Raw genomic sequence first — 26213 nt, forward strand, 5'->3', positions numbered from 1 at the left:
GGTTCAGTTACAAATAAGCTGACTGACCCACCGCATTCGCGAGCAAGCCCGCTCCCACAATTGGATCTCGGTACATCAGACAGAAAGTGTGCCGCTGTGCTTCTGCCCTGCTTCTGCTTCAACCACTCAGGTCGGCTACTAGGCCGCCGTGCTCTTGCTTTTGATCTTGATCTTGATCTTGATCTTGATCTTGATCTTGATCTGAGACGCCCCGTTAACCACGCTGGCCGAACGCAGGCTTGAATCCGTGGGTAACCCGGCAGGACGCCGGGTTAGCCGCGCTGGGCCAAGGATGGCCCATCGCGGCGGCCCACGGATTCAAGCCGGAGTGAGGGCACACCGAGCCTAAGCGAGGTGCCGAGTGGTGGGGCGAGGACCTTTTGGTTACTTTTGGGTCCTTCCAAAAGTGACCCGCTGTAAGAGCGGAACCCTAGGTGGCCGTTACCGCAGCAACGGATATGTACTCAAACCACCAAACGAAACCATCAGCCCTTAGCCTCACTGATAATCTGCCGAATCGCCCCAACAAAAGCCTCAGCCGGCTGCCCCCCACTCACCGCATACTGATCGTTAAACACAATCGTCGGCACCGAAGTCACCCCCCGAGAAATCCACAGCTGCTCCTGCTCACGCACTTCTGCCGCATATTCATCGCTGGCCAAAATCTCAGCAGCACGCTTGATATCCAACCCAACACCTTCAGCAATAATCGCCAAAGTCGCATGGTCGGACGGATCCTGCCCATCAGTGAAGTAAGCCTTGAACAGCGCTTCCTTAAGGTTGTACTGCAACCCCTCCAACCCCGCCCAATGCAGCAGACGATGCGCATCAAAGGTGTTGTAGATACGGCTCTGACCGTCATTGCGAAAAGCAAAGCCCAACGCCGCCCCCATGTCACGAATACGCGCACGGTTAGCCTGCGATTCCTCAGCAGTGGAGCCGTATTTTTCAGTAATGTGCTCAACAATGTTCTGCCCAATCGCAGGCATATTCGGATTCAGCTCAAACGGCTGAAAATGAATCTCAGCCTGCACCTCAGCGCCCAACTGGTCCAACGCCTCGGTCAACCCACGCAGGCCGATAATGCACCAGGGGCAAGACACGTCGCTGACGAAATCGATTTTCAGGGGAGTACTCATGGTAGGCAACCTCGCTGGCATTAATGTGCCGCAAAAGTTGCACGATACACCAACTTCACAACACCTTCGAAGGCTGCCCCAAGTCAATCTGCGCCCAATGCGCGGCATCTTCGCGGTGGGCTTGCAGGTACGGCAACACCGCCGCCAGCAACGGCGCCTTGAACGCCTCCTGAAAACGATGCGCCAAGCCGGGAATCAACTTCAACTGGCTGCCCTGGATATGCGCAGCCAAGTGCACGCCGTGCATCACCGGCAGCAACGGGTCGGCGGTGCCATGCACCACCAACGTCGGCACGCGCAACTGGTTGAGCAACGGCACGCGGCTGGGCTCGGCGAGGATCGCCATGATCTGGCGCTTGACCCCCTCCGGGTTGAAAGCGCGGTCGTAGGACAGCGCCGCCTGATGCAGCAACACCTGGCGATCATCTTTCACATTCGGGCTGCCCAACGCCGCCAGCAGGTCGGCCTGTTGCTCCAGCGCCACCTCACGGTTGGGTGCACTGCGCCGCGACAACAACTGCACCAACGCCGCATTGGGCGCCGGCAGGCCTTCGGCGCCGGAGCTGGTCATGATCAGGGTCAGGCTCTCGACCCGTTGCGGCGCCATGGCCGCCAGGTGCTGGGCGATCATGCCGCCCATGCTCGCACCCAGCACGTGGAATTGGCGGATCTGCAAGGCGTCCATCAGCCCCAAGGCATCGTCGGCCATGTCGGTCAGCGTATACGGCGCCGCTACCGGCAGGCCGAGCTTGTAGCGCAGCACTTCAAAGGTCAGGTTGGCGCTGGCCGGGGCCTGACGCCAAGTCGATAGGCCAACGTCACGGTTGTCGTAGCGAATCACCCGAAAACCTTGTTCGCACAAGGCCACCACGACTTCATCCGGCCAGTGGATCAACTGCCCGCCCAGGCCCATCACCAGCAACAAGGCAGGGTCGGACGCACGGCCGATGCTCTGGTAAGCGATGCTCACCTGAGCCAGGTCGACCGTTTGGGTCGGAACATTGACATCACATCGAGACGCCGCAAAAGACGGCAGGCCGACTAATAGAGCGGCCAGTAAAAGCAACACGCGCATGAAAAACACCGAAACGCAGAACCCCAGTAGAGCGCGAGTCTGATGAAGTTTGTTCAAGCGCGCTGCCACGGTTACGTGACAGTTTGATGAAGGCCGCTCAACGGTCGTCCGATAGTTACATCCCACCCTGGGTCATGGCGATCGCTCTGTAATCATTGTTTAAATGAATGAGCCTCCACCATGACCGACACCCAAGCACGCAACGCTGGCAAGGATGCTGCCTGCAAATGCGCGAGCTGATGGCGGGCACCCCATCGGTATGCAACACCATCAACCAGATGCTCCAAGAACACTTGCAACTAGATGACGAACGCACTGGGGTGGGATTTTTTGCCACCGGCAAACGTGGGGCAGCCCGGTTGTCCATGACCGAGGCCTGCCTTTACCAGCAACAGCGTCCCACCCTAGACCCGCGGCAAATACCCGAAGGCAAAACCCTCTATTTGCCGCCCCACCACCGATTGACGAATTACACGCGGGCCATACTGTTTGATGAGCTCAAGACACTGAACCTGGAGCAAGCGATCAAGGACAACTGGCGACGCTACCTTTGGACCCAGCGGGCCACTCACTCTCCCCTGTCATGGCGTGCCAAAGCCGGCGAACGCTATAAAATCCACTTCGAAGCGTCCGGCCTGACGCTGCTGGCCCAAGGAAACGTGCAGACACCTGCACTCCAACCGCTACTTGCTCTTTTTCATCCGCCTGCGCCTGGGCCTGAAGGGCACAAGGATTACGCGGAGCAAATTTTCCTCACGCTTGCCACGGCCAGCACCCTCACCCTGCCCGGGGCCTGGGTGCTGACACGCGACGGCAATCCGCCAGTCAGCCAACGTTTGTACCTGCCGACCCAAGCGCCTGCCTGGAGGTGTTTCGCCCAGCGCATAGACATGGAGCGCTGGCTGCTCGACCACCAGCAAACCTTGTTTTCAACCATCGAACTCGATCCCCAGGCAACCATTGGGTACCGCGTCGACAACACGCCCCCATCGCCTAGAAGCACTTCCTGCCACGGACATAATCCGAATGGCACCGTGGCCAACATGAATAATGTTCAATGCTTTATCATTGAGCACAAAATTTATTCATGGAGGCCGCCGTGCTGGAAATCCGCCACCTCAAGACCCTGCATGCCCTGCGCGAAGCCGACAGCCTGGTGGAAGCCGCCGAGCGCCTGCACCTGACGCAGTCGGCGCTGTCCCACCAGTTCAAGGAACTGGAAGAACGCCTGGGCATGCAATTGTTCGTGCGCAAGACCAAACCGCTGCGTTTCACCAGCGCCGGTTTGCGGCTGCTGCAATTGGCCGACGCCACCCTGCCGCTGCTACGGGGCGCCGAGCGTGACATTGCACGCTTGGCCGGCGGTACCGCTGGGCGCCTGCACATGGCGATCGAATGCCACAGCTGCTTCCAGTGGCTGATGCCGACCATCGACCAGTTCCGCGATGCCTGGCCGGAAGTCGAGCTGGACCTGGCGTCCGGTTTCGCCTTCGCCCCACTGCCGGCGCTGGCGCGGGGCGACCTGGACCTGGTTGTGACCTCCGACCCGCTGGAACTGCCGGGCATCACCTATGTGCCGTTGTTCACCTACGAAGCCATGCTGGCCGTGGCCAACCAGCACGCGCTGGCGAACAAGTCGTACATCGTGCCCGAAGACCTGCTCACCGAAACCCTGATTACCTACCCGGTGGAGCGCGACCGCCTGGACATTTTCACCCGCTTCCTGGAACCGGCCGATGTGGAACCGGCCCAGGTTCGCACCTCGGAACTCACGGTGATGATGATGCAACTGGTGGCCAGCGGCCGTGGCGTATGCGGCATGCCACATTGGGCGCTGCATGAATACAGCTCGCGCGGGTACGTGAAGGCCAAGCGGTTGGGCGAGAAAGGCTTGTTTGCGACGTTGTATGCGGGGATTCGTGCGGACATGCTGGACGCGCCGTACATGCGCGACTTTTTGCTGACGGCCAAGGACACGTCGTTTTCGACGTTGGACGGCGTCAGCGCCGTGCGTTAGACAACACCGATCAACCTGTGGGAGCTGGCTTGACTGCGATAGCCATCGGTTGAACGCAGAATCTGTAGCAGGCGAGCCCGCTCGCCACGGAGGAATGTGACGGCCGTTGAAAGCCGTGTACATACCTATGCTGGGACGGCATCGCCGCGGTGCTACAGCCAGACCGCGCGGTCTGCATCGCAGGCAAGCCAACGCCCACATTGGCTTGAGTGGGCACCGGGGATTTCAGTCAGCGTTGAGTTCACGCCACATGTGGATCTTGTCGAAATACTCCTCACCCACCCGCACCGCCAGCGGCTCCAGGCCGTACTGGATAAAGCCGCAGCGCTGGTACAACGCAAAGGCGGCGTCGTTACCGGCAGTGACGGTCAGCTGAATCACTTGAAGGCGCGGATGTTTGCGCGCCTCGGCCAGTGCCGCCTCCACCAACTGGCGGCCCAGGCCTTTTTGCTGGTAAGCCCCATTCACGTACATGCCGAACAAGGTCACCTTGTGGCGCGCCTTCTCACGCGGCTCGAAGGCCAGGCCGACAATACCGGCCAACACTTCACCTTCAAAAGCGCCGAGCAATTGATCCAGCGGGTTGTCCAGGCGCTTTTCCCACCAGCTCAATGGCATCCGGGCGCGCTCCGCCACGCTGGAGGTGAACGCCTCGGGATAAGCACCGTAGGCTTCAAGCATCAACGCCCGATAAGCCTCGGCGTTACTGGCCCCAAGCGCGCGAATAATCATGCGTCGCAGGTCAGCGATTGGCGATAGAACGGCAGGATCAAATCGCGCGTCAACGGCGCCAGTTGCAGGCCGCCATCACCGGCCGGGTCGATCCAGCGCACTTCTTCGATTTCAGCAGCGGGCATCACCGCCACGTCGATGTGCACCTGGAACAGCTCGGCTTCCACGGTAAACCCCGGCTCATTGGCAGCCGGTGCCGAGAAGTGGCCCAGGTACACGGCGTCGCTCGGCTCAATGCGCAGGTTCAACTCCTCAAACAGCTCACGGGCCAAGGCTTGGGCGGGTTGTTCGCCGGCGTCGATCTTACCGCCCGGCTGCATGAACGCCTGGGTGCCGCGCTTGCGCACCAGCAGAGTTTGACCGTCGCTGCCAATCAGCAGGGCAGCGGCGATGCGGATAGTCATGGGCATGGAATAAACGCCTCGGATTGAAAAGCGCCAAGGATCACATGCGCTCCATGCGCAGGCAACCGCTTACTTTTGGGGCCACTGAAGTGTCCACCCAGACACGCTGCCAAGGCTGCTTCTATCCGACAGACATATACCACTAAGCCCTATACCGGCGCTCCTACACTCGCAAACTCATATTCAGCCAGGCACGCAGTACCTGCGATGCGCTGCCCCAGTTATAAGAGTTTACCTATGCATAGTTCACTGCCCTCCTCCCAGGAATCTCTGGTTGACGACCCGCAATCGGTCCAGGCCGACAGCGCCCCCCTTGATCCCTCATCCCCCTTGACGCTGCCAGTGGTGCCGCCGGCTTCGTTATCGACCGACGAACAACAGATACACCTTGTCCGTGAGCTTGATAGGCTCAGTTCCCGAACCCACGAACTGCTACGACAACAGCCAAGCCCAGACAGCCTTTACCAGCAGCAATTGGCCGCGATTTTTCCCGACATGCATCGGCCCATCAATCCAAACCAGATTTTTTACAGCCGTTACCGGGAGGACCAGCAGGGGCAAAAGCAACGCCTGTCCAGCGAACCGTTGGGGTTGCTACTGAAGCGTTTGCGCGCGCCTGACGCAGAGGCCTATCTGGCCCAAGAGGCCGGCGCCTTTTTCCGAGAGAACGGCACCCTTGACGCCGATAAACGCCTCCCTTCGGTGGTGCCGACAGCGACGCTGGCGAGCGTTCTGGAAGTAGCCATCACCGTAAGCCTGAATAGTTTCTGGAGGACAGCGCGCGATGCACACCCTAATCCAGAGGAACAACTGGTCGCACTGCGCCGGCAACTGCTGGCCCATCAACTGGCATTGCGCTCAGTTGACGGCACGCTGTCGGCGAATGGACGAACACTGGCCGACAATGTGCTCAAGTACCCAAGTGCTGCGGCGCGGGAACAGGCGTTTAGCGCCGACAACAGGCCTGCGGTACACCGGTTGACGCTGGAGGGTGGCAGTGATTTTGCCGGCGCATTCATCCTCAGCACTGGCGACGGCACGCCTCCCACGGGCAGCGTGATGCTGTATAGCCCGAGCGAGGAATTTGAGGAGTTTGAAAGCCTGGAGCGCCTGAATGAAACCGTCTCCACTCGTCTACAGGCTGGCGGATCGGCGGGGAAATTGCTGATCGCAAGCCTGCCGACTGCCGCACGTGCAGGGCTGAGTAACAGGCCCATGCTGGCAGCGCATCCGTCGCAGATACGTGCTGATGTCATGACAGATAGCATCCGTTCACTGCGGATCCGGCAATATTTTGCCATCCGCGAAGCCTTGCGCCAGGAGACATTACCCTCGACAGGCGCGCTCGATCTGGTCGCGGATCTGACGCCGCAGTTAAATGCCACCGATGCTTTTACGCAGCGCAACCTGCGCCTGATAGAGGTCGAGCCCTCCTGGCTGAAAACGGCCGATGGGCAAGATCAGGTGCGGTACAGGCAACTGGAAAAGGCGATGATTGACAGCAATCAGGCGCTCGCGCCTCTTCTCGAGAAGGTCTCGACGCTGGAAGCGTTCTCCCAGGAGAAGACCGACACCGTGTTGAAACAGCAAAAGCCGGCCTATGCGAACGTGGACATTGCCCCTTATAGAAGCCTGGTACGCCTGCGTGTATCGGCTTCCAGCGCTTACAAGGCGACGGGGTATCGTGACGAGGAAACCGCCACTGTCTATGTCAGTGAAGATCGCAAGATAAACATCCCACAGTTTATGTCGGGACGAAAACTGACATGGGGCACCTGGAGTACCCAGGTCATCGTGGACCTGCGGACACTGGGAAGTTATACCCAGCGCAATGTCGACCCCTGGTCTGCGCATGACATACACAGAACCATCAGCGCCACCGCCACTGTTGTCGACACCGCCGGTAAACAGTGGGGCACGCTCGACAACGCAGATTTGCGTGCGCTCGCCACAGAGGCCGACATCGGCAGAAAATACGCCGAGTACCTGAGATCAGCCTTCTCGCACACCGGCGCGGGAAACACTTTTGCGACGGCCTGGCAGCGCGCCTACGCAGCGAAAATAAACCAGGACGCCCTCGAGAGCCGGCTGAATCCTGACGCCTCCAAGCTGTTTATATTCCAGACACCCGGCAGTGGGTTTGACTGGATCAAGGCCATTACGGAACACCCCGACTCAACCACGCGCCCCCGGGTTAACGCGTTCGAGATAGTGGTCAACCTGCTAGTGATGGGCGGTGCGCAGGAAAGGGGTCAAGGGGGACAGGTCATCAATAACGTCCTCGTCATCAACCGAAAAGGTACAAAGCCCCAAGGGGTCAGTGTGCTGCATACCCCAGATGCTCCGGATGGCGTGCCCTTCAGGGAACTGGTCAACGGGCTGGCGGAGTTGGACACACTGAAAGCCAAGCCCGAATGGAAGGCCTACTTCATCCCGCGTATGGCCACTAAAGATGCGCAAGAGATAACGCGGATCTTCAACGATACGCGCGGTGTACACCGCTACGCCCTGACGCCGATCACCGGTCATTTCCATGCGTACCTGTATTCGGCGCAACTGGGCTTTCAACTCGCACACGCCGATCACCGCTCACGGAGCAATGCTGAAATTTCCCGGGAGTCAGCGGTAAACGCTTTTATGTTTGGCGCTGAGATAGCCGACAGTCTGCTCGGGCTGATACCCGGCAAACCCGCATTGTCGCTTTTGCGCCAGAGTATCCATAAAGGGTTAGCCCGGGCCAAACAGCTGGGGCACCGGATCCCGGGGCTTGTCAATAAAATCGACCCGGGCAAAAAAGCCAGCATCGCAATGTCAGGGGCCTCAATCCGGCCGTTGGAGCCCGCCTGGATCGATGTCGCACCGTATCGGCTGCCCAAACAAACTGACTCGTTCTTTGACGTAGAAAGATTTGCCCGGATGAACCAATACGCGTTGTCGCGCCAGTCGGGCAGCGCCCCGATTTTTTTCGACCGGCACAATAACCCACTTATCGCGATGCGGGACGACGCCGGGCGCTATCACCTGTTTCAGTCCTATGCAGAGGGCGGCGCGCGCTATGTAAAAGACCCGGCAGGCAACAACGTGGACTTTATGGTCGTGCCGGGAGACGCAAAAAGCTGGAAGCCGCGTTTCGAAAGAAACGCTAAAGGGGGAGGCTCCGTGTTGGGCGCCCTGCGCCCTCTCACCGCGGCACAGCAAGTGGATGCCGACCTGATCGCGGCACTGCGGGTTTACTCAAAAGAATCGGACATCCGTATTTCCGAAGAGCTCATTGAAAAGCTAAGTGAATCCCAGAAAAAAAACTTACTCACCAACGCCCGGCAACAGGTGGGTGGCCATGTAGATGAAGCCGAGTTTCGCCGCAGGCTATCGGAACACCACCGTTTAAGCCCACGCGCTAAAAATGTATTACGCAACGCCCTGTTAAACCTACAGTCTGAACTGGACATTTATTACCACCTGAACGGCTCCGCACGATTCTTTATCCCGCCTCTGTCTGCCTCAGAACAGGACCAACTGTTTAACAAAGTAAAAAGAATCATTGGAAAAAATGAGAACTTTTCAAAACAAATCAGGTACTCGATCAGCATTACAGACACCGACACTGGCGCACAATTTGCCGGCTACGCCATCACCCAAAGACAGCTGAACGCGCTGAAGAAATTCTCGGAAAAATACGAGCTTTCGACTTGGGAAAGGGACGTGTTCGAGGCTTTTCTGGGTGACCATGGACGGCGAGCAACGATTAACAAAATAGCGTCAGATCACAACATCACACCTCAAGCGGCACTGGATCAACTTCTGGCAGACGGTGAGACCCTGCAGGTTTATCGCGCCTTCAGGGCAAAAAAATTCAAGGAGAAACTCGAACGGCTTCAGGTACCTTCCTATTCAGAGGATTTTAAAAAATCCGGCGTTCCTTATGTCGTGATATCGCGAGGCAACCCCTCCGGCCCGGAGGCGGGTGCACACATGGTCGACAGTAACACCATCACAAAATTTGAAAATGAGCTGCCTCAATTCTCAACGCCTTTAGAATTTGAAACACCCCGCGTTCAAACACACAAAATTGATAAACCCTCCACTCGGCCAAAGCCCTCGACCGTCCCAGATCCAATCCCTATCCGCGATCCCGCCATCAACACCGTGAAACTGGATGAGCTGGCAGACACTCAAAAAGGGCTCCTGCCAGACAATGCCAAAGCCAAACTTGAGCACATCATTCAGGATATTGAAGCCGGTCGTGTCAGCCGAAAAAAAATAGGTAACTACACCTATGTAGATTTACCGCAAGCGCAGGAGGGCGCGGGCCGTGGTCGATGGCGAGTGGCGATTGAAAGAGCCGGACAAGAAAACGAAAAAGATCTCTTTATAATCAGAGGCGTTTTTGATTATCACGCCAGTAAACCAGTCGCCTGGGGCGTATAGAAGGTCAAAACACCCACACCGTCGCCGCTACGTCAGTAGCGGCGCATCATCCGGCTCCTTGATAAACACCGAATACTTGGCCCCTTCCATCGCCTCAAACGCGATCAACTTGTCCACCAGCGGCAGGTTCAACACCTTGCCAGCGTTGAGCAGCAGCATGCCGTTATCGGCGTTGAGGTTGCGCGCCAGCACCATGCCCTCGGCCAGTTCGCGGGTGGTCAAGACCTTCACGCTCGGGTCACCCAAGGTCACGTCACTTAAAAACGCGGCGCAGGCCTGCACGAAGTCTTCGACCATGTCCGGGTCGTAGAGCTTGCCGGCGTACTTACGGATGTACAGCAGCGCTTCATCGCTGTTCATATGGCGCTCGAGGATCAAGCCCTTTTGCAGCTCGATAAAGTCGACGGCCAGCTTCAATAAGCGCGCGCCCGAGGGGATCAGCTCGCCCTTGAGGTGGTCCGGAAAACCCGTGCCGTCCCAGCGCTCCTGGTGATGACGAATCAGGCGGGCGGCGTCCTTCATCGGCTCCAGGGTCATCAGCAACGACTCACTCTGGGCCGGGTAAGCCCGATAACGCTCGCGGTCGGTACTGTGCAGCAGGTCCGAGGGCGCGACCATCATGCTGTCGCTCCAACTCAACTTGCCGATGTTATACAGCGCGGCGGCCATGGTCAGGTCGCGGGCGCTGGCTTCGTCCATCACCTGAGCTTTGCAATACACGCGTATCAGCTCGATCAACTGGCGGTTGGTCTGCTTCTGCTTGGGCAGGCGCAGGTTGGCCAGCAGTGAAAACACTTCGGTGCCGGTCACGTAGCTGCGCTTGAGCTCATCGTAGGCCAGGTCGAGCATGTCGGCGGTTTGCTGCAGCTCGCTGGTGCGGGCGTCGACACGTTTTTCCAGGGTGGCGTTGAGGGCCTTCAACTGGTCGTTCTGCTCGCGGGTCAACTGTTCAAGACGCAGGCGTTCGCGCTCGGAATGCTGGTGCTCCAGGGACTGGCGCAACGTCAGGAGCATTTCCTCATCGTTCCAGGGTTTGCTGATGTAGCGGTGAATCTGCCCCTCGTTGATCGCCTTGATCATCATGCTCATGTCGGCATAGCCGGTCAGCAGGATGCGGGTGGTGGACGGGTACAGGCGATGGGTCTCGGCCAGCAGCATCGCACCGTCCATGGCCGGCATGCGCGCATCGGTCATCACCAGGTCGATGGGCTGGGCGGCCATGATCTCCAGGGCCTGGGCACCGCTGCCGGCCAGCAGCACGTCGTAGGGTTGGCCACGCAGCAGGCGGCGCAGGCTGTTGAGGATCGACTCTTCGTCATCGACCAGCAAAATAGTGGGGGTGTAGGGGGACGTAGTAGCAGTTTTTTCATCCATGGCGACACCTCCTGACAATGACACATAATTGCTTCATTGCGCCCCGACATGATCAATCGCTGTACTTGCGCAAGCATTGAGCGCTAGATGAATGCCGGGGTAATTGGTGTTGATTTGACGCCAACTGGCCGACTTATTCAAGGGAGCCAACTATGCTTGTGCCATGAAGCCCGTGACCCGCCCTGTTTACTGAAGCATTCACGGTAAGGAAGCCCTATGCGCCAGAAATCGCCGTCACGCGCCTCTCGGAACCAGCCATGAACCCGCGCTCGGGACGCGCCAATCGACGGGTTCTGATCGTCGACGACACGGCTTCGATCCACGCGGACTTCCGCAAGATCCTGTGCGCCGACGCTAACGGCCACGCGTCCCTGGCCAGCATCGAAGAAACCCTGTTCGGCACCGCCCCGGCCGTGCGCCAGACCTTTGTGCTGGATTCCGCCTATCAAGGCCAGGAAGCCCTGGCACTGGTGATCCAAGCCCTGGCCGACAACGCCCCGTATGCCCTGGTGTTCATCGACATGCGCATGCCGCCGGGCTGGGACGGCCTGGAAACCATCGAACAGCTGTGGAACGTCGACCCTCACCTGCAAATTGCCCTGTGCACGGCCTACTCTGACTACTCTTTCGAAGCCATCGAGGCGCGCCTCAAATACGACGACCAACTGCTGATCCTGAAAAAGCCCTTCGACGACCTGGAAATCCGCCAGATGGCCACCGCCCTGACCTGGAAATGGCAGCTGGCGCAGGACGCGGCACTTAAACTGCAGGGGCTTGAGCGCACAATTGAGGAACGCGTGCAGGAACTGCTCAAGGTTTCGCACCTGCTGCAATACGACGCCCTGACCGAACTGCCCAACAGCACACTGCTGGGCGACCGCCTGAGCCAGGCGATTGCCGTGTGCAGGCGCCATGACACCCAGTTGGCCGTGATGTTTATCGGCCTGGACCGCTTCAAGCGCATCAACAACGCCCTGGGCCACCCGGTCGGCGATGAAATGCTCAAGCACGTCAGCCAAAGCCTGGTGGCCACAGTGCGCGAATCGGATTCAGTGTTTCGCTACGGCTCCGACGAATTTGTGCTGATCCTCAACGACATCAAGCACCCCCAGCAAACCCAGTACATTGCCGAAAAACTCCTCGCCGCCGTCAGTACCAGCCGCTATGTGGCCGGCCACGACCTGAGTGTTACGGCAAGCCTGGGCATCAGTGTGTACCCCGATGACAGCAGCAGCGCCGTGGAGCTGATCAAAAAAGCCGAAACCGCCATGCACGCCATCAAAGACCACGGCCCCAACGATTTCAGTTTTTTCATCGACGAGATGAACCTGCGCGCCCAGGAACAGCAAAGCCTGGAAAGCGCCATTCGGCAGGCCCTGCAGCGAGATGAGTTTATCTTGCACTACCAGCCGAAACTGGACCTGAACAGCGGGCAGATCGTCGGCGCCGAAGCGTTGATCCGCTGGCACCAGCCCGACCATGGCTGGATCTACCCGTCGGCGTTCATTCCCGTGGCCGAAGACAGCGGCCTGATCGTACCGTTGAGCCAATGGGTGTTGCGCCAGGCCTGCGAGCAGGCCCGCGCCTGGCAAGCCGCCGGCCTACCGCCCATCTGCATTTCGGTGAACATCTCAGCGATTGATTTTCGCCAGCGTAACTTTGTCGCCAACCTGGCGACGATCCTTGAGCGCACGGGCCTGGAGCCGCGCTTGCTGGAGTTGGAAATCACTGAAAGCGTGCTGATGCAAAACGTCGAGGACACCCTCATCACCCTGCGCGGCATCAAGACCCTGGGCGTGCGCCTGTCCGTCGACGATTTCGGCACCGGGTATTCCAGCCTCAGTTACTTGCGACGCTTTCCGATTGATGTGCTGAAGATTGATCAATCGTTCATCCGCGGCTTGAGCGACAACAGCCAAGACGCGCAACTGATCAGTGCAATCATCAGCCTGGGTAAAAGCCTGGACATGAACATCGTCGCCGAGGGCGTGGAGACGCTTGAACAACTGGCATTCCTCAAAGCCCACCAGTGCGAGGAAGGCCAGGGTTTCCTGTTCAGCAAAGCCGTGGCGGCCGATGAGTTCGCCCAATTATTGCAAACCGGGCACCACAGCCTGATGCCCGGCCACTGACCTTTTGCCCCAAGGAGCGAGCGCTTGAGCCGCACCCCGCCACGTTCTCTGCGCCTGTCGCCACAGGTGCTCGGCATTGCCATTGCCCTGGGCTATGGCGCCTGCTTGCCCGCCACCGCTGCGCCGCTGGATGAACCGCTTAAACCGTTGCCGCCGGTGCCGACGCTGGATGCCGCCACCGTGGAACTGGGACGCCAGCTGTTCAATGAGACACGCCTGTCGGTGAATAACACCCAGTCCTGTGCCAGTTGCCATAACCTGCAAGCGGGGGGTGACGACAACCAGGCGTTTTCCCTGGGCTTCGATGGCAAACCGGTCGGGCTCAACACCCCGACGGTGTTCAATGCCAGCCTGAACTTCAAACAATTCTGGAACGCCCGGGTCGACACCCTGGAGGCGCAGGTTGAACAGGTGGTCACCAGCCCCATGGAAATGGGCAACGACTGGAAAACCGTGGTCCAGGCCTTGTCGGCACTGCCCACTTACCAGGCCGCGTTCCAGCGGATCTACCCCGACGGCGTGACGGCCGCCAACGTTCAAAACGCCCTGGCCACCTATGAGCGCACCCTGCTCACTCCCAACTCACGCTTCGACCAGTACCTGCAAGGCAACACCGAGATCCTCACCGTTCAAGAGAAATACGGCTACCAGCGTTTCAAGGACTATGGCTGCATCGCCTGCCACCAAGGCGCCAATATCGGCGGCAACATGTACCAGAAGTTCGGCGTGATGGGCGATTACTTCAAGGCCCGTGGCAACCCGACCGAAGCCGACCTGGGCCGCTACCTGCTGACCCAGGACGAAGATGACCGCAACGTGTTCAAAGTACCGAGCCTGCGCAACGTGGCGGTCACCGCCCCGTACTTTCACGATGGCTCGGCCAAGACCCTCGAGGAGGCTGTCGACGTCATGTTCACGTACCAGCTGGGGCGAATCCCCACGGCTGAAGACAAGACACTGATCATCCAATTCCTCAAGACACTGACCGGCGAATGGGCGGGCAAGCCCTTATGAAATCATCCCGCCTCGCCAGCCTGCTCACGCTCAGCGGTATCGCCCTGATACTGGCCTCGGTGCTGGTGTTTCTGTACCTCAAGTCGATCGGCGACCAGTCCACCACCTACACCGAGTCCCGCGACCTGATCAGCCAGATCAAGCAACTCAACTCCCAATGGGACGTTGAAGTGCTCAAGGCCCGGATCGCCCTCACCCACAACTATGACCCGCTGGTGGTCCCGTTCAAAGAGATGAGCGCGCTGTGGGCCACCCTGGAAAGTCGCGAGGGGCAACACCGCCACGCAAACCTGGCCGAATGGCAGGCCGAGCAGAATGCGTATCGCCAGTCGTTCCAGGAAAAGGCGCGGCAGGTGGAACAATTCAAGTCGCACAACGCGGTGCTGCGCAATTCCCTGGCCTTTTTGCCGACGGCCGAGGACGACATTCAGGCGCATTTCCTGCAACTGGACGACGCCGAAAAACTGCAACAACAAAGCATCGCCACCGACACCTACGACTTGCTGCTCAGCGCCCTGGAGTTTGCCCAGGTGACGAGCGATGACAAAGCCGCAGACATCCTCGTGGGCCTGAACAAGCTGGCGGTCAACAAACAAAGCCTGCCGCCAGAGTTTCAGGTGCCGGTGGAGATTCTCAGTAACCACATTGCACTGATCCTGCGCGAGCAACCCCTCGTCAATGACCTGCTTGATCGCATTGCCGCGATCCCGTTGTCCGATCAACTCGACGCCATGACCACCCAACTCAATCAGGACCAGGCCGCCGCCGACCTGATTGATCAGAAGTACCACCGCTACCTGCTGGTGTTTTCCGCACTGTTGGTGGTGGTGCTGTTGTACTTGGCGATTCGCTTGTTGCGCAGCTTTGCCGAGATCAACCGGGTCAACCGCGCCTTGCAAGCGGTCAATGAAAGCCTTGAACAGCGTGTAGAGGCGCGCACGCGCGAACTCAAAGACGCCCAGAGCGAACTGCTCGACAGTGCGCGCCAGGCCGGCATGGCGGAAATCGCGACCAATGTGCTGCACAACGTCGGCAACGTGCTTAATAGCGTGAACATCTCCGCCGAGCTGGTCACGCGCAAGCTGCGCACCAGCAAGGCCTTGGGGTTGGGCAAAGCCATGCAACTGATCAACGAGCACCCGGATGACCTGGGCACCTACCTGCGCGAAGACGAGAAAGGCAAATTGCTGCCCGGCTACCTCAACCAACTGGTGGAGGCCATCGCCATTGAGCAGCAGGGCCTGACCGACGAACTGGCGCAGTTGAGCAAAAGCGTGGACCACATCAAGGACATCGTTTCTACCCAGCAATCCTACGCCGGCGTGTCCACCCTGCTGGAGCCGGTGCAGATCAGTGCGTTGATGGACGACGCCCTGCGCATGAATTCCGGGGCGCTGAATCGTCACCATGTGACGGTGGTCAAGGAGTACGCCGAGGTGCCGGAACTGATGGCGGACAAACACCGGCTGTTGCTGATCATGGTCAACCTGATCAGCAACGCCAAGTACGCCATGTCGAACCTCACCGACCGCTCGCGACAGATCACCTTGTCGATCAGCACGGTGGAGGGCAGCCTCTTGCAGATCAGCGTCAAAGACGAAGGCGAAGGCATCCCGGCCGAGAACATGACGCGGATCTTCACCCATGGGTTCACCACGCGTAAGGAAGGCCACGGTTTCGGCCTGCACAGCTGCGCCCTGGCGGCCATTGAAATGAATGGCCGCCTTACCGCCCACAGCGATGGGCCGGGCAAAGGCGCCGTGTTCACGTTGCAAATCCCCCTCAACGATGCCGCAGGCCAAGCATGAACCGCCCCCCCAATCGACGCATTCTGCTGATCGACGACACGCCGTCAATTCACGACGACTTCCGTAAAATCCTCATGCCACCCATGGAGCAGAACCAGGCGCTGGACGATATGGAAGCCGCACTATTCGGTGCCAGCGAGCCCCAGCACGGACCCGTTTTTGAGCTGGACTCGGCCTACGGTGGCCAGGAAGGGCTGAAGTTGCTGGAGGTCGCCATGGCCGAGCAAAAACCCTATGCCCTGGCGTTTGTCGACATGCGCATGCCCCAAGGCTGGGACGGCGCGCAGACCATTGAAGAACTGTGGAAAGTCGACCCAAGCCTGCAAGTGGTGGTGTGCACGGCCTACTCGGATTATTCGTGGGAAGAGCTGCTGTTCCGCCTGCACGCCCACGACCGGCTGCTGATCCTGAAAAAACCATTCGACAACATTGAAGTGCAGCAGATGGCCAATACCCTGGCCGCGAAATGGGACATGGCGCGACACGCGTCCTTGCAAACCAGCCACCTGGAACACTTGGTGGAACAGCGCACCCTGGCACTGACCCAGGCAAGCCAGGCGTTACAGCTGGAGATCGACGAGCGCAAACAACTGGAAAGCCAGCTGGTGCAATCGGAAAAACTCGCGTCCCTGGGCCAACTCGCGGCCGGCGTGGCCCACGAAATCAATAACCCGGTGGGGTTTATTTCCTCCAACCTCGGCACCTTGGGCGGCTACTTCAACCAGCTGCAAGAGATGCTCGATGCCTATCGACAGGCAGAAACCGCACTGGGCAGCGACCAGTTCGAAGCCCTGCGTCGGCGTCTGGACCTGGATTTTCTCAAGGAAGACATTCCCACGCTGCTGCGCGAATCCAAGGAAGGCATTGGCCGCGTGGTGCAGATCGTCAAGGATTTGAAAGATTTTTCCCGGGTGGACAACGACCAGACCTGGCAATGGGCAAACCTGCAACAGGGCATCGATTCGACCTTGAACATCGTCGCCAGCGAACTCAAGTACAAGGCCGACGTGATCAAGCACTACACACCGCTGCCGGACATCGAATGCCTGGCATCGCAGCTTAACCAAGTGGTGATGAACCTAGTGATCAACGCCGCGCAGGCCATGGGCCCGGAACGCGGCACCATCACGATCAGCACCGGAGTGGAAAGCGAGAATATCTGGTTGGAAGTCGCCGACAACGGCTGCGGGATTGCCCCGGACAGCGTGCAGAAAATCTTCGACCCCTTCTTTACCACCAAGCCGGTGGGTGAAGGAACGGGGTTGGGCTTGTCACTCTCCTACGGCATCGTCAAAAAACACCGTGGCACTATCTCCGTGAGCAGCGAAGTGGGCAAAGGCACCACCTTTAGGGTGGTGCTGCCCATTCGCCAAACAGTTTAACCGCCCTCACGCCTCGGCGTTTTTCGGGCTCGAACCAAACGAAGCGAAACGCTTGTTGAACCCGGCAATCCGGCCTTCGGCCTGGGTCTTGCGCTGCTGGCCGGTGTAGACCGGGTGCGAGGCGCTGGAGACGTCCAGCGGGATGTATGGGTAGGTGTTGCCGTCGCTGTGTTTTTGGGTGCGGTCGCTGTCGGCGGTGGAACCGATGAGGAAGAACACGTCGGCGGCGGTGTCGTGGAACAGCACGGTGCGGTAGTCAGGATGGATACCAGCTTTCATAAGGCCTCCGGGGCGTCTGGGTGCATTTGATGCGTTATACAGTAACACAAATCATGCACCCAAACGAGAACGGATTGCAATAAGAATAGACCTCGGGCTTCTATGCGGCTTCCTTGAAGTCCATTTCCGGCGGCTGTTGCGAAAAGCCACGGGTGAGCAAACCCAGGTAAACCAGGCCGATCGCCAGCCACGCCACGCCCAGGTAAATCGCCAGATGATCCAGGCTGACCATCAGCCAGAGGTCCGCGAGCAGGCCGATGGCCGGGAACAGCAGAAACAGGATCAGCTCGCGCACACCACGCGCTTTCGCGCCGACCCAGTAGTGAAAGATCACCGACAGGTTCACCAGGCTGAAGGCCAGGAATGCACCAAAGTTGATGAACGAAGTGGAGGTGGTCACATCCAGCTTCAGCGCCAGCAACGCCACAACCGCACACAATAAGATGCTGTTAACCGGCGTGCCGAAGCGCGCATGCAAGGTGCCGAAGAACGACTTGGGCAACACACCGTCACGGCCCATCGCGAACAACAGGCGCGAACCACTGGCCTGGGCCGATAGCCCCGAGGCGAACTGGCCGACAATCAGGCCGATCAAGAAGATCGACACGAACAGGTCACCGCCGATATTGCGCGCGATTTCATACGCGGCCGAATCCACGTTGGCGAACTCGAACGACGGATGGGCGATCTGCACAAAGTAGGACACCGCCACGAAGATCAGCCCGCCGATCAAAGTGATCAGCATGATCGCCCGTGGGATGGTGCGGCGCGGGTCGCGGGTTTCTTCGGTGAGGGTACTCACTGCGTCAAAGCCCAGGAACGAATAGCAGGCGATAGCCGCACCGCTCATGATCAACGGCATGTGCATCTGGCCGTTGAAGAACGGGGCGAGGGTCCACAGCGGTTTGCTGGCGTCACCGCCGATGTAGTGGATGCACAGCACGACAAACGCGCTCAGCACCAGAAACTGCACGAGCATCAGCAAGGCATTGATGCCGTTGGCCAACTTGAGGCCGACAATATTGATAGCGCTGGTGACGCCGATAAACGCCAATACCCAGACCCACTGCGGCACCGCAGGGAACGCCGAGTTGAGGTACGCCGCACCAATCAGCCAGATGGCCATAGGCAAGAACAAGTAGTCGAGCAGCACCGCCCAGCCGGCGATAAAACCCAGCTTGGGGCTGATGGCCTTGCGCACATAGCTGTAGGCGGAACCGGCCACCGGGAAGGCAGACGCCATGCGCCCGTAACTCATGGCGGTAAAGAACATCGCCACCAGCGCCGCCAGGTACGCGGCGGGGACCATGCCCGCAGTGGATTGCGCCAGGATGCCGAAGGTGCCGAGCACAATGATCGGCGTCATATAGGCGATGCCAAACAGCACCACCGACCCTAACGACAGGGTGCGTTGCAAACGAGCCATGAGCGATTCTCCGCTGATTTATTAGATTTATGGCAGAACTGAAGTCGGTGAAGCGGATGTCATTTTTCTTATGGTTAAGCCTATTTATGTGGCGAGCGGGGCTTGTTGTGGCGAGCGCCCTCGCCACATGGGGGTCAGCGTTAAACTTGTGGAATCAGCAGTTCGCGCGTCCCGTCTGCGCGCTCAATCACCTCACCCGGCAATTTCAAGCGCTGGTCATCCAGGTAGCGGTAGTCCTTGCGAGCCGCTACCAGTTGGTCGAGGTCCAGCTCGACCGCGAACTGCCCTTCCTCGCGCCCTGCTTCAAACAGCAGCGTGCCAATCGGGTCGACCAAGGCGCTGCCGCCGGCAAACAGCAGGCCGCCATCGCCCTCTTCCACCCGGTTGACCATCAGCGCAAACGCCTGGTTTTCCTGGGCGCGGGCCATGATCGCGGTGCGGTGCGTGGGGCCATAGGGGTCCATGTTGCCGTTGGTCACGATCAACAGTTCGGCGCCCAGTTGCGCCAGGGCGCGGGCGGTTTCCGGGAACTCGATGTCGTAGCAGATCAACAGGCCGACGCGCACGCAGTTCCACAGGCACGTGGCGTAGCGATCCCCGGGCGTGAACACGCCGCGATCCGAGGCCCACAAATGGGTCTTGCGATAACGCAGGGCGATGCCTTCGGGCGTGATCAACAAAGTGGTGTTGTAGAATTGGCCGCCATCGCTTTCGGCTATACCGATCACCACGGCGATAGTGCGCGCACGGGCGGCCCGGATAACGGCCTGTACGGTGGGCCCATCCACCGGCTCGGCGATGTCGGCGACGGTCTCGGCCGACGGGAAGCCCATCAAGTGGGTTTCCGGGAAAACGATCAGTTGTGTATCGGCGGCGCAGGCCGCAATTGCCGCCAAGGCGCGCTCAAGGTTATAAGCTGTACCGTTATCACGACCTGCCAACTGGGCAAATTCGACCTTCATGGGTATTCCTTGTTCTCAATCTGTGCCGCAGTATGCGCAGCCACACCCCGCCAGGGAATTACGCGGCAGGGGTAACCCGATAGGGGTAGATCAATGACCATGTCGCTGCAAGACATCGCCTGGCACCGTTCGGTGGGGCAAATGATAGACGCCTTGGACCAGGCCAACTTCTGGACCCAACTGGTGCGCTTATTGGACCAATACGTGCCGTTCGATAGCTGGGTGGTGTTGCTGTTCAGCAGCGCACACCGCCCGCTGGTGTTCGCCGAATGCCCAGGCGCGGACGGCACGCCAGACCAACTGTTCCAGGATTACCTCAACGGCCTGTACCTGCTCGACCCCTTCTACATCGCCAGCCGCGAGCACTCACGCACCGGGCTGTTTCGCCTGGCGGACGTCGCGCCCGAGCATTTCGAACTCACCGAGTACTACCAACGTTATTTCCGCCTGAACGTGGTGGCGGATGAAATCCAATTTAATTGCCACCTGCCGGATGGGCGTACCCTGTGCCTGTCCCTGGGCTCGAAACAGCGTTTTGACCCGCAGCAGATTGCTTTGCTGTCGCTGATCCAGCCCTGGGTGCTGAGCCTGCTGCGCCAGCGTCTGCCCTATGAGCTCCATCAGGTCAGCGCCCCACAGCCGCCGATGCACAATGATGATTGGGGCGCGCAACTCACCGCCCGAGAGCTGGATGTAGGCCGCTTGATGCTCAGTGGTTGCTCCAGCAAGGAAATCGCTCGTAAGCTGCAAATCTCTGTTGAAACCGTGAAAGTCCATAAGAAACACATCTACAGCAAGCTAGGGATCAAATCCCAGTCGGAGCTGTTCTCGATCTTTCTTCAGGCGCAAAGCGCCTAGCCGATGAGTGAACCAAGGAAAACCGTATGAGCCTGTCGTTACTAAGCCGTTACGCCTTCTTTGCCGTGTGCGTCATTTTCACCCTGGTAAGCCTCCCTTTTATTGAACATGAATGGCTGTGGCCGATCACCGTGGTCACCGGCATTCTCAGCCTGATCGGCCTGTTCGACCTGCTGCAAAGCCCCCACGCGGTGCGCCGCAACTACCCGATCCTGGGCAATATTCGTTACCTGGTGGAAGCCATACGCCCGGAAATCCGCCAGTACCTGCTGGAGTCCGACAGCGATGCACTGCCCTTCTCGCGCTCGCAGCGCTCGCTGGTTTACTCGCGCGCCAAGAACGAAACCGCCGACAAGCCGTTCGGCACCTTGATCGACGTCTACCAGTCGGGTTTTGAGTTTATCGGCCACTCCATGCGCCCCGCGCCGTTGAGCGACCCGAGCGCGTTTCGCGTAATGGTCGGCGGCCCGCAGTGCAAGCAGCCGTACTCGGCGTCGGTGTTCAATATCTCGGCGATGAGCTTCGGTTCGCTGAGCGCCAACGCGATTCGCGCGCTCAACCAAGGCGCCAAGCTCGGCAACTTTGCCCACGATACCGGCGAAGGCAGCATCAGCCCCTACCACCGTGAAAACGGCGGTGACCTGACCTGGGAACTGGGCAGCGGCTACTTTGGCTGCCGTACCAGCGACGGCCGTTTCGACCCGGAACGCTTCGCCGTGCAGGCGCAGAACCCGCAAGTGCGCATGATCGAAATCAAGATGAGCCAGGGCGCCAAGCCCGGCCATGGCGGGATCTTGCCCAAGCATAAAGTCACCAAGGAAATCGCCGAAACCCGCGGCATCATGATGGGCGAAGACTGCATCTCGCCGTCGCGTCACAGCGCGTTTTCCACGCCGATTGAAATGATGCAGTTCATCGCCCAACTGCGCGAACTGTCCGGCGGCAAACCCGTGGGCTTCAAGTTCTGCCTGGGCCACCCGTGGGAATTCATGGGCATTGCCAAGGCCATGCTCGAAACCGGCATCCTCCCGGACTTTATCGTGGTCGACGGCAAGGAAGGCGGCACCGGCGCCGCACCTGTGGAGTTCACCGACCATATCGGCGTACCGCTGCGTGAAGGCCTGCTGTTTGTGCACAACACCCTGGTCGGCCTGAACCTGCGCGACAAGATCAAGCTGGGCGCCAGCGGCAAGATCGTCAGCGCGTTCGATATCGCCAGCGTCCTGGCCATCGGCGCCGACTGGGCCAACTCCGCGCGCGGCTTCATGTTCGCCATCGGCTGCATTCAGTCGCAAAGCTGCCACACCAACAAATGCCCGACCGGCGTCGCCACTCAAGACCCGTTGCGCCAGCGCGCCCTGGTAGTGCCGGACAAAGCCCAGCGCGTGTTCAACTTCCACCGCAACACCCTCAAGGCCCTGGCGGAAATGCTCGCAGCGGCCGGCCTGGATCATCCGTCGCAGCTGTCGGCCAAGCACTTGGTGCGGCGTATGTCGGCGACTGAGATCAAGCTGTTCTCGCAGCTGCATGTGTTCCTCAAGCCGGGTGAATTGCTCACCGGTGAAGTCAGCGGCGAGTTCTATTCGCGCATGTGGCAGATGGCGCGGGCGGACAGTTTTGAGCCACATGAAATCGCTGCGGCGTGAGGGCACCGACCATGCTCAACGTCATCGCTGAAGACTTCATCAAGCCCGAACACCTGGAAACCGTGCGACCGTGGTACGCCGAGCTGGTCGAAAAAACCCGCCTGGAACCGCTGTGCATTGCCTACGCGTTGTTTGTCGATCAGAAAGACCCGGGGCACTTCACTTTCATCGAGCAATGGCCCGATCAGGCCGCGCTCGATGCTCACTGCCAAACCGAACACTTCACCCGGCTGGTGCCGCAAATCAATGCGCACCAAGCCAAGCCCTGCCGGGTACTGTTGATGGATGCGTTCTAAACACCCTATTGCTGCTGAACCGGACCACCGACGGCATCGTTGAAACCAGGAGATTCACATGCCGTTACTCGACTTCGCCGCCATCGCCGGGCAACTGCCCAGCAGTTGGACATCCACCCGCGTGGGCCGGGTAGGCCCGGCGCGGATCAAGGTGCTGCGCATGGATGAGCAGGCGTATGAGGAAGAAACCCATGATTACAACGAAGGGTTATTGGTGGTCAGCGGCCTGTTGCGCTTGAGCGTCGGCGCAGAGGAAATCCGTGTGGAAGCCGGCCAGATGTACCTCGTTGAAGCCGGTACCGCCCATGGTGTGCTTGCAGGCAGCTACGGCACGTTGGTGATCATTGATGTCTAGAGACATTCAGTAATACCCAGCTTTTGCAATTGCTTACAAATACCGCCACCCTGCGCCCGCCCGACGTTCGGCGTGCGAAAACCTTCCGTTCGCCGGTCATTACTAAACCATTTGTTCAAGAGCCCGCTGCCATGCTGAACGGACGCGACCCGCGCATCGATTTTTTTCGGGGCCTGGCGTTGATCTTCATTTTTTGGGACCACGTCCCCCACAATCCCCTCGGTTTGATCACCCTGCGAAACTTCGGCTTCAGCGATGCGGCGGAAGTCTTCGTGTTCCTCGCCGGGTTTGCCTCGGTGCTGGCCTACGGCAAAGTCATGCAACGCGAAGGCTACTGGATGGCCTGCCTGAAAATCCTGCGCCGCACCTGGGTGCTGTACGTGGTGCATATCTTCTTGCTGGCGCTGCTGATGGGCATCGTGTTTTACGCCAACAACCATGTGCAAACCCGCGACCTGGTGGCGGAGATGGGCCTGACGCACTTCATCACCCACCCACAGCAGGCGCTGACCGATGAGCTGCTGTTGCGCTTCAAACCCAACTTGATGGACCCCTTGCCGTTGTACATCGTGTTGCTGGCAGGCTTGTCGGTGGTGCTGCCACTGATGGTGCGCGCCACGTGGGCGGTGGTCGGCGTCTCGCTGGCGGTGTACCTGATGGCGCCGTGGATGGGCTGGAACCTGCGGGCCATCGCCGATGGCGTGTGGTACTTCAACCCCGTCACCTGGCAGTTGCTGTTTGTACTGGGCGGCGCTGCGGCGATCTACAGCCAGCGGCCAACCGTGCCCGACACGCGCCCCTTGCAACGCCAGCCGCTGTTTGTCGCGGCGGCGGTGTATGTGGTGGTCGCCGGGGTGATTACAGTGTCGTGGCTGTGGCCGCACCTGCATGACGCGGTAATGCCAGAGGTGCTCAGCAATTGGCTGTACCCCATCAGCAAAACCGACCTGTCACCGGTGCGCCTCATCCATTTCCTGGCGCTGGCCTATGTGACAGCCAAGCTCCTGCCCGGCCGGGAATGGACGCAAAACCGCCTGGCCGAACGGGTCTGTCAAATGGGCCGATATTCCCTGGAAGTGTTCTGCCTGGGCGTGGTGCTGGCGCCCCTGGCGGACATGCTCAATGCACTGGCGGATGACGCCGTGACCATGCAATTGCTGACCGCCGTGGTCGGTGTGTTGCTGATGTCGGGGCTTGCCGTGTGGTTAGAGTTCATTAAGCGCCTCAACCAGGCGCCACGCTCGACAGGGCTACATAGCTAGCGCCCGCCGGTACCCACTGGGTGTTTCCATTTGCCTTCCACTCGATTGTGAAAGGAAATGCCCTTGGCTACCCATCTACGGCTCAACGGCCTCTGCAGTCCAACCAATCCTGGCCCCGGCAAGAGGCCCTGGAACTGATTCACCAGATCCTCTCGCGCAACCTCTCCAGCCTGACGCCCAGCCAACAACGCACGTACGTGCGCCTGCAACGCGAAGCATTGCAGGCACTGAAGGCGGTGGACAAGGCAAACACCGCCCTGATCAACGCCTTCAAGACCAAGGGTTTGGCGCAATTGCGCAGCAAACTCGGCGGCCTGGACCCGCAGGCGATTTTTATCCACACCCGCTACCGGGAGGAAGTGGGCGTGCCCCTGCCGTGGGAGCCACGAACCAGCACGGCCAAGCCGGTTTCAGGCTCACGCTTTCGCCGCCCCTATGATGAATGGAAATACCGCCCTCACCTGTCCACGCTATCACTCTGGGATGCCGCCTGCCTGAATTTCGATTTTGCCGCGCAGGTGAAGCAGAGGTCCGGGCACAGTTTTGTCGATTCGACCTACCTCACCGGCGTCGAGAAACACCAACTGGATGTGCCACGCTTTGTCACCATCAGCCGCGAGCTGAACCTGGGTGGCCAGTTGCACGCCAGCCTGCAACCGGCGCTTGCCCCAGGCGACACACTCCAGACGCTGATCGAAACCAGCGCACGTACCTGCCTGTGGTTCCAAGCGCTGGAAGCCTATCGCAACCGCGACAGCACCGGGGTGCACGCGGGCCCTCTACGACACACTGGTCAAGGCCATCGACGGCACCGGCACCGCCTTGCCCTTTGACACCCAGAGCATGGATGCCACGCCCTACGACCTTGCAACGCCGTTGCCGCTGTTGCTGATCCGGGTGGCCATCCAAGCACGCGCTGACCACACGGGTCTGGACCTTGCTGCTGGCCATGGGCGAGTCCACGGCGCTGCGCCCCCATGTCTGCCTCAATACCTACAATGCTGGAAAGTGTGGTGACCGTGCGCTGCTGGCCTTTACCAATATGGAGTTTGAACATCAGGTCCACCAGGCCAAGGAAAAAAGTCGCACCTACGAAAGCGACCGCGCCCTGATTGCGTTGGCCACTGGGCACTTCTACATGAGCCCACTGGACCAGATGTCCGACAAACTCATCAAGCAGCGGGAAACCGCTGGCCTGGAAGTCGATGCGGCCGAGGTCACGGTTTATTTTCGCGCCAAATTGGCCGGGGAATGTCACCTGCCCTTTCACCCACTGCAGTTGCTATACAGCGTTGATGACTACGTGACCCAGGAAGTACTCGATGACGCGCGTGCTCAATTGCGTCGGCTGGGCGCGAGCCCGGCCCTGCAAGAGTTTCTGTTGATGGAGGCGTTCTGGATCGAGTACCTGGCGAGGAGCCACCCGGGACCCTTTTCCACGGTCAAGGACAGCATCAAGCACAAGGTGCGAGCGTTGGATGAAGAGCTAACAGACAAGCGTTCGGAAGCCTACCTGGAGCGGCGCCAGTCACTGATTGACTTGGGGCAGGATGAACAAAATCGCCTGGTGCGGCAACTGACCGAGGCCACGCAGGCGGCTTTGCTGCGCGCGTGAGCCGGCGCC

Annotated in this window: 22 protein-coding genes; 14 read left to right on the top strand and 8 right to left on the bottom strand. The window is 59.5% G+C overall.

Annotated features, from left to right (window positions below):
* Positions 1–485 precede the first annotated feature (485 nt).
* Positions 486–1139, bottom strand: coding sequence for a DsbA family oxidoreductase (locus ACI77I_RS17055; protein ID WP_242154661.1), 654 nt, complete (start codon positions 1137–1139; stop codon positions 486–488).
* A gap of 55 nt (positions 1140–1194) precedes the next feature.
* Positions 1195–2214 carry an alpha/beta fold hydrolase gene (locus ACI77I_RS17060; protein WP_094950909.1) on the bottom strand — a complete coding sequence of 340 codons (1020 nt, stop codon included), beginning with the start codon at positions 2212–2214 and terminating at the stop codon, positions 1195–1197.
* Positions 2215–2441: 227 nt separating this feature from the next.
* On the opposite strand from ACI77I_RS17060, the gene ACI77I_RS17065 reads away from it, so the two are divergent.
* Both ACI77I_RS17065 and metR read left to right on the top strand, forming a co-directional pair.
* Positions 2442–3398, top strand: a complete 957-nt coding sequence (locus tag ACI77I_RS17065; RefSeq protein ID WP_406998013.1) for a hypothetical protein — start codon at positions 2442–2444, stop codon at positions 3396–3398.
* Positions 3314–4231, top strand: a complete 918-nt coding sequence (metR, locus tag ACI77I_RS17070) for a transcriptional regulator MetR (RefSeq protein WP_057012200.1) — start codon at positions 3314–3316, stop codon at positions 4229–4231. The genes ACI77I_RS17065 and metR overlap by 85 nt, the downstream gene beginning before the upstream one ends.
* A 225-nt stretch (positions 4232–4456) precedes the next feature.
* Here metR and ACI77I_RS17075 read toward each other — a convergent pair whose 3' ends face one another.
* On the bottom strand, positions 4457–4963 hold the full coding sequence (locus tag ACI77I_RS17075; RefSeq protein WP_242154656.1) for a GNAT family N-acetyltransferase: 507 nt from the start codon (positions 4961–4963) through the stop codon (positions 4457–4459).
* The gene (locus tag ACI77I_RS17080; RefSeq protein WP_263274601.1) at positions 4960–5373 is read right to left on the bottom strand and encodes an NUDIX domain-containing protein; all 414 of its coding nucleotides are present in this window, start codon (positions 5371–5373) and stop codon (positions 4960–4962) included. The genes ACI77I_RS17075 and ACI77I_RS17080 overlap by 4 nt, the downstream gene beginning before the upstream one ends.
* A 231-nt stretch (positions 5374–5604) precedes the next feature.
* Between ACI77I_RS17080 and ACI77I_RS17085 the strand changes: the two genes are divergently transcribed.
* The gene (locus ACI77I_RS17085) at positions 5605–9795 is read left to right on the top strand and encodes a hypothetical protein (RefSeq protein WP_406998014.1); all 4191 of its coding nucleotides are present in this window, start codon (positions 5605–5607) and stop codon (positions 9793–9795) included.
* A gap of 27 nt (positions 9796–9822) precedes the next feature.
* Here the strand turns inward: ACI77I_RS17085 and ACI77I_RS17090 are convergent, their stop codons facing one another.
* Positions 9823–11169, bottom strand: coding sequence for an HD domain-containing phosphohydrolase (locus ACI77I_RS17090; protein WP_094950914.1), 1347 nt, complete (start codon positions 11167–11169; stop codon positions 9823–9825).
* Positions 11170–11426: 257 nt separating this feature from the next.
* Here ACI77I_RS17090 and ACI77I_RS17095 point away from each other — a divergent pair, with 257 nt between their 5' ends.
* From ACI77I_RS17095 to ACI77I_RS17110, 4 genes are all read left to right on the top strand, one after another.
* Positions 11427–13301: a bifunctional diguanylate cyclase/phosphodiesterase gene (locus tag ACI77I_RS17095; RefSeq protein WP_263274599.1), complete on the top strand. Its 1875-nt coding sequence runs from the start codon at positions 11427–11429 to the stop codon at positions 13299–13301.
* A gap of 66 nt (positions 13302–13367) precedes the next feature.
* Positions 13368–14315: a cytochrome-c peroxidase gene (locus ACI77I_RS17100; RefSeq protein ID WP_406998038.1), complete on the top strand. Its 948-nt coding sequence runs from the start codon at positions 13368–13370 to the stop codon at positions 14313–14315.
* Positions 14312–16123 carry a DAHL domain-containing protein gene (locus ACI77I_RS17105; protein WP_242154649.1) on the top strand — a complete coding sequence of 604 codons (1812 nt, stop codon included), beginning with the start codon at positions 14312–14314 and terminating at the stop codon, positions 16121–16123. The genes ACI77I_RS17100 and ACI77I_RS17105 overlap by 4 nt, the downstream gene beginning before the upstream one ends.
* The gene (locus ACI77I_RS17110; RefSeq protein WP_094950917.1) at positions 16120–17505 is read left to right on the top strand and encodes an ATP-binding protein; all 1386 of its coding nucleotides are present in this window, start codon (positions 16120–16122) and stop codon (positions 17503–17505) included. Before ACI77I_RS17105 ends, ACI77I_RS17110 begins: the two co-directional genes overlap by 4 nt.
* 6 nt (positions 17506–17511) lie before the next feature.
* Here the strand turns inward: ACI77I_RS17110 and ACI77I_RS17115 are convergent, their stop codons facing one another.
* The 3 genes from ACI77I_RS17115 to ACI77I_RS17125 form a co-directional block, all read right to left on the bottom strand.
* A complete protein-coding gene (locus ACI77I_RS17115; protein WP_094950918.1) occupies positions 17512–17784 on the bottom strand; it encodes a type B 50S ribosomal protein L31 in 273 nt (90 codons plus the stop codon).
* Positions 17785–17884: 100 nt separating this feature from the next.
* Entirely contained in the window at positions 17885–19210 is a 1326-nt protein-coding gene (locus tag ACI77I_RS17120) for an APC family permease (protein ID WP_406998015.1), read from the bottom strand.
* A gap of 140 nt (positions 19211–19350) precedes the next feature.
* Positions 19351–20172, bottom strand: a complete 822-nt coding sequence (locus ACI77I_RS17125) for a carbon-nitrogen hydrolase family protein (RefSeq protein WP_406998016.1) — start codon at positions 20170–20172, stop codon at positions 19351–19353.
* Between the two features lie 93 nt (positions 20173–20265).
* Between ACI77I_RS17125 and ACI77I_RS17130 the strand changes: the two genes are divergently transcribed.
* The 7 genes from ACI77I_RS17130 (at position 20266) to ACI77I_RS17160 (ending at position 26204) form a co-directional block, all read left to right on the top strand.
* Positions 20266–21030, top strand: coding sequence for a LuxR C-terminal-related transcriptional regulator (locus ACI77I_RS17130; RefSeq protein WP_094950921.1), 765 nt, complete (start codon positions 20266–20268; stop codon positions 21028–21030).
* A gap of 26 nt (positions 21031–21056) precedes the next feature.
* A complete protein-coding gene (locus ACI77I_RS17135; RefSeq protein ID WP_242154643.1) occupies positions 21057–22676 on the top strand; it encodes an FMN-binding glutamate synthase family protein in 1620 nt (539 codons plus the stop codon).
* Between the two features lie 11 nt (positions 22677–22687).
* On the top strand, positions 22688–22972 hold the full coding sequence (locus tag ACI77I_RS17140; protein ID WP_094950923.1) for a putative quinol monooxygenase: 285 nt from the start codon (positions 22688–22690) through the stop codon (positions 22970–22972).
* Between the two features lie 58 nt (positions 22973–23030).
* Positions 23031–23327, top strand: coding sequence for a cupin domain-containing protein (locus tag ACI77I_RS17145; RefSeq protein ID WP_406998017.1), 297 nt, complete (start codon positions 23031–23033; stop codon positions 23325–23327).
* A gap of 131 nt (positions 23328–23458) precedes the next feature.
* Positions 23459–24589 carry an OpgC family protein gene (locus ACI77I_RS17150; protein WP_406998018.1) on the top strand — a complete coding sequence of 377 codons (1131 nt, stop codon included), beginning with the start codon at positions 23459–23461 and terminating at the stop codon, positions 24587–24589.
* A gap of 20 nt (positions 24590–24609) precedes the next feature.
* Positions 24610–25422 (top strand): hypothetical protein, encoded by an 813-nt coding sequence (locus ACI77I_RS17155; protein ID WP_406998019.1) that lies wholly within the window; start codon positions 24610–24612, stop codon positions 25420–25422.
* A gap of 83 nt (positions 25423–25505) precedes the next feature.
* The gene (locus tag ACI77I_RS17160) at positions 25506–26204 is read left to right on the top strand and encodes an NEL-type E3 ubiquitin ligase domain-containing protein (RefSeq protein ID WP_406998039.1); all 699 of its coding nucleotides are present in this window, start codon (positions 25506–25508) and stop codon (positions 26202–26204) included.
* Positions 26205–26213 lie beyond the last annotated feature (9 nt).

This window comes from Pseudomonas sp. D47, from assembly GCF_045447305.1.
In the GTDB taxonomy this organism is placed as follows: Bacteria; Pseudomonadota; Gammaproteobacteria; order Pseudomonadales; family Pseudomonadaceae; genus Aquipseudomonas.

Coding starts and splice junctions, on each gene's coding strand:
- ACI77I_RS17150 (WP_406998018.1), top strand. CDS start 23,459: ATGCTGAACGGACGCGACCCGCGCATCGATTTTTTTCGGGGCCTGGCG.
- ACI77I_RS17085 (WP_406998014.1), top strand. CDS start 5,605: ATGCATAGTTCACTGCCCTCCTCCCAGGAATCTCTGGTTGACGACCCG.
- ACI77I_RS17060 (WP_094950909.1), bottom strand. CDS start 2,214: ATGCGCGTGTTGCTTTTACTGGCCGCTCTATTAGTCGGCCTGCCGTCT.
- ACI77I_RS17115 (WP_094950918.1), bottom strand. CDS start 17,784: ATGAAAGCTGGTATCCATCCTGACTACCGCACCGTGCTGTTCCACGAC.
- ACI77I_RS17120 (WP_406998015.1), bottom strand. CDS start 19,210: ATGGCTCGTTTGCAACGCACCCTGTCGTTAGGGTCGGTGGTGCTGTTT.
- ACI77I_RS17095 (WP_263274599.1), top strand. CDS start 11,427: ATGAACCCGCGCTCGGGACGCGCCAATCGACGGGTTCTGATCGTCGAC.
- ACI77I_RS17140 (WP_094950923.1), top strand. CDS start 22,688: ATGCTCAACGTCATCGCTGAAGACTTCATCAAGCCCGAACACCTGGAA.
- ACI77I_RS17145 (WP_406998017.1), top strand. CDS start 23,031: ATGCCGTTACTCGACTTCGCCGCCATCGCCGGGCAACTGCCCAGCAGT.
- ACI77I_RS17075 (WP_242154656.1), bottom strand. CDS start 4,963: ATGATTATTCGCGCGCTTGGGGCCAGTAACGCCGAGGCTTATCGGGCG.
- ACI77I_RS17080 (WP_263274601.1), bottom strand. CDS start 5,373: ATGCCCATGACTATCCGCATCGCCGCTGCCCTGCTGATTGGCAGCGAC.
- ACI77I_RS17135 (WP_242154643.1), top strand. CDS start 21,057: ATGAGCCTGTCGTTACTAAGCCGTTACGCCTTCTTTGCCGTGTGCGTC.
- ACI77I_RS17110 (WP_094950917.1), top strand. CDS start 16,120: ATGAACCGCCCCCCCAATCGACGCATTCTGCTGATCGACGACACGCCG.
- ACI77I_RS17090 (WP_094950914.1), bottom strand. CDS start 11,169: ATGGATGAAAAAACTGCTACTACGTCCCCCTACACCCCCACTATTTTG.
- ACI77I_RS17130 (WP_094950921.1), top strand. CDS start 20,266: ATGACCATGTCGCTGCAAGACATCGCCTGGCACCGTTCGGTGGGGCAA.
- ACI77I_RS17065 (WP_406998013.1), top strand. CDS start 2,442: ATGCGCGAGCTGATGGCGGGCACCCCATCGGTATGCAACACCATCAAC.
- ACI77I_RS17125 (WP_406998016.1), bottom strand. CDS start 20,172: ATGAAGGTCGAATTTGCCCAGTTGGCAGGTCGTGATAACGGTACAGCT.
- ACI77I_RS17055 (WP_242154661.1), bottom strand. CDS start 1,139: ATGAGTACTCCCCTGAAAATCGATTTCGTCAGCGACGTGTCTTGCCCC.
- ACI77I_RS17105 (WP_242154649.1), top strand. CDS start 14,312: ATGAAATCATCCCGCCTCGCCAGCCTGCTCACGCTCAGCGGTATCGCC.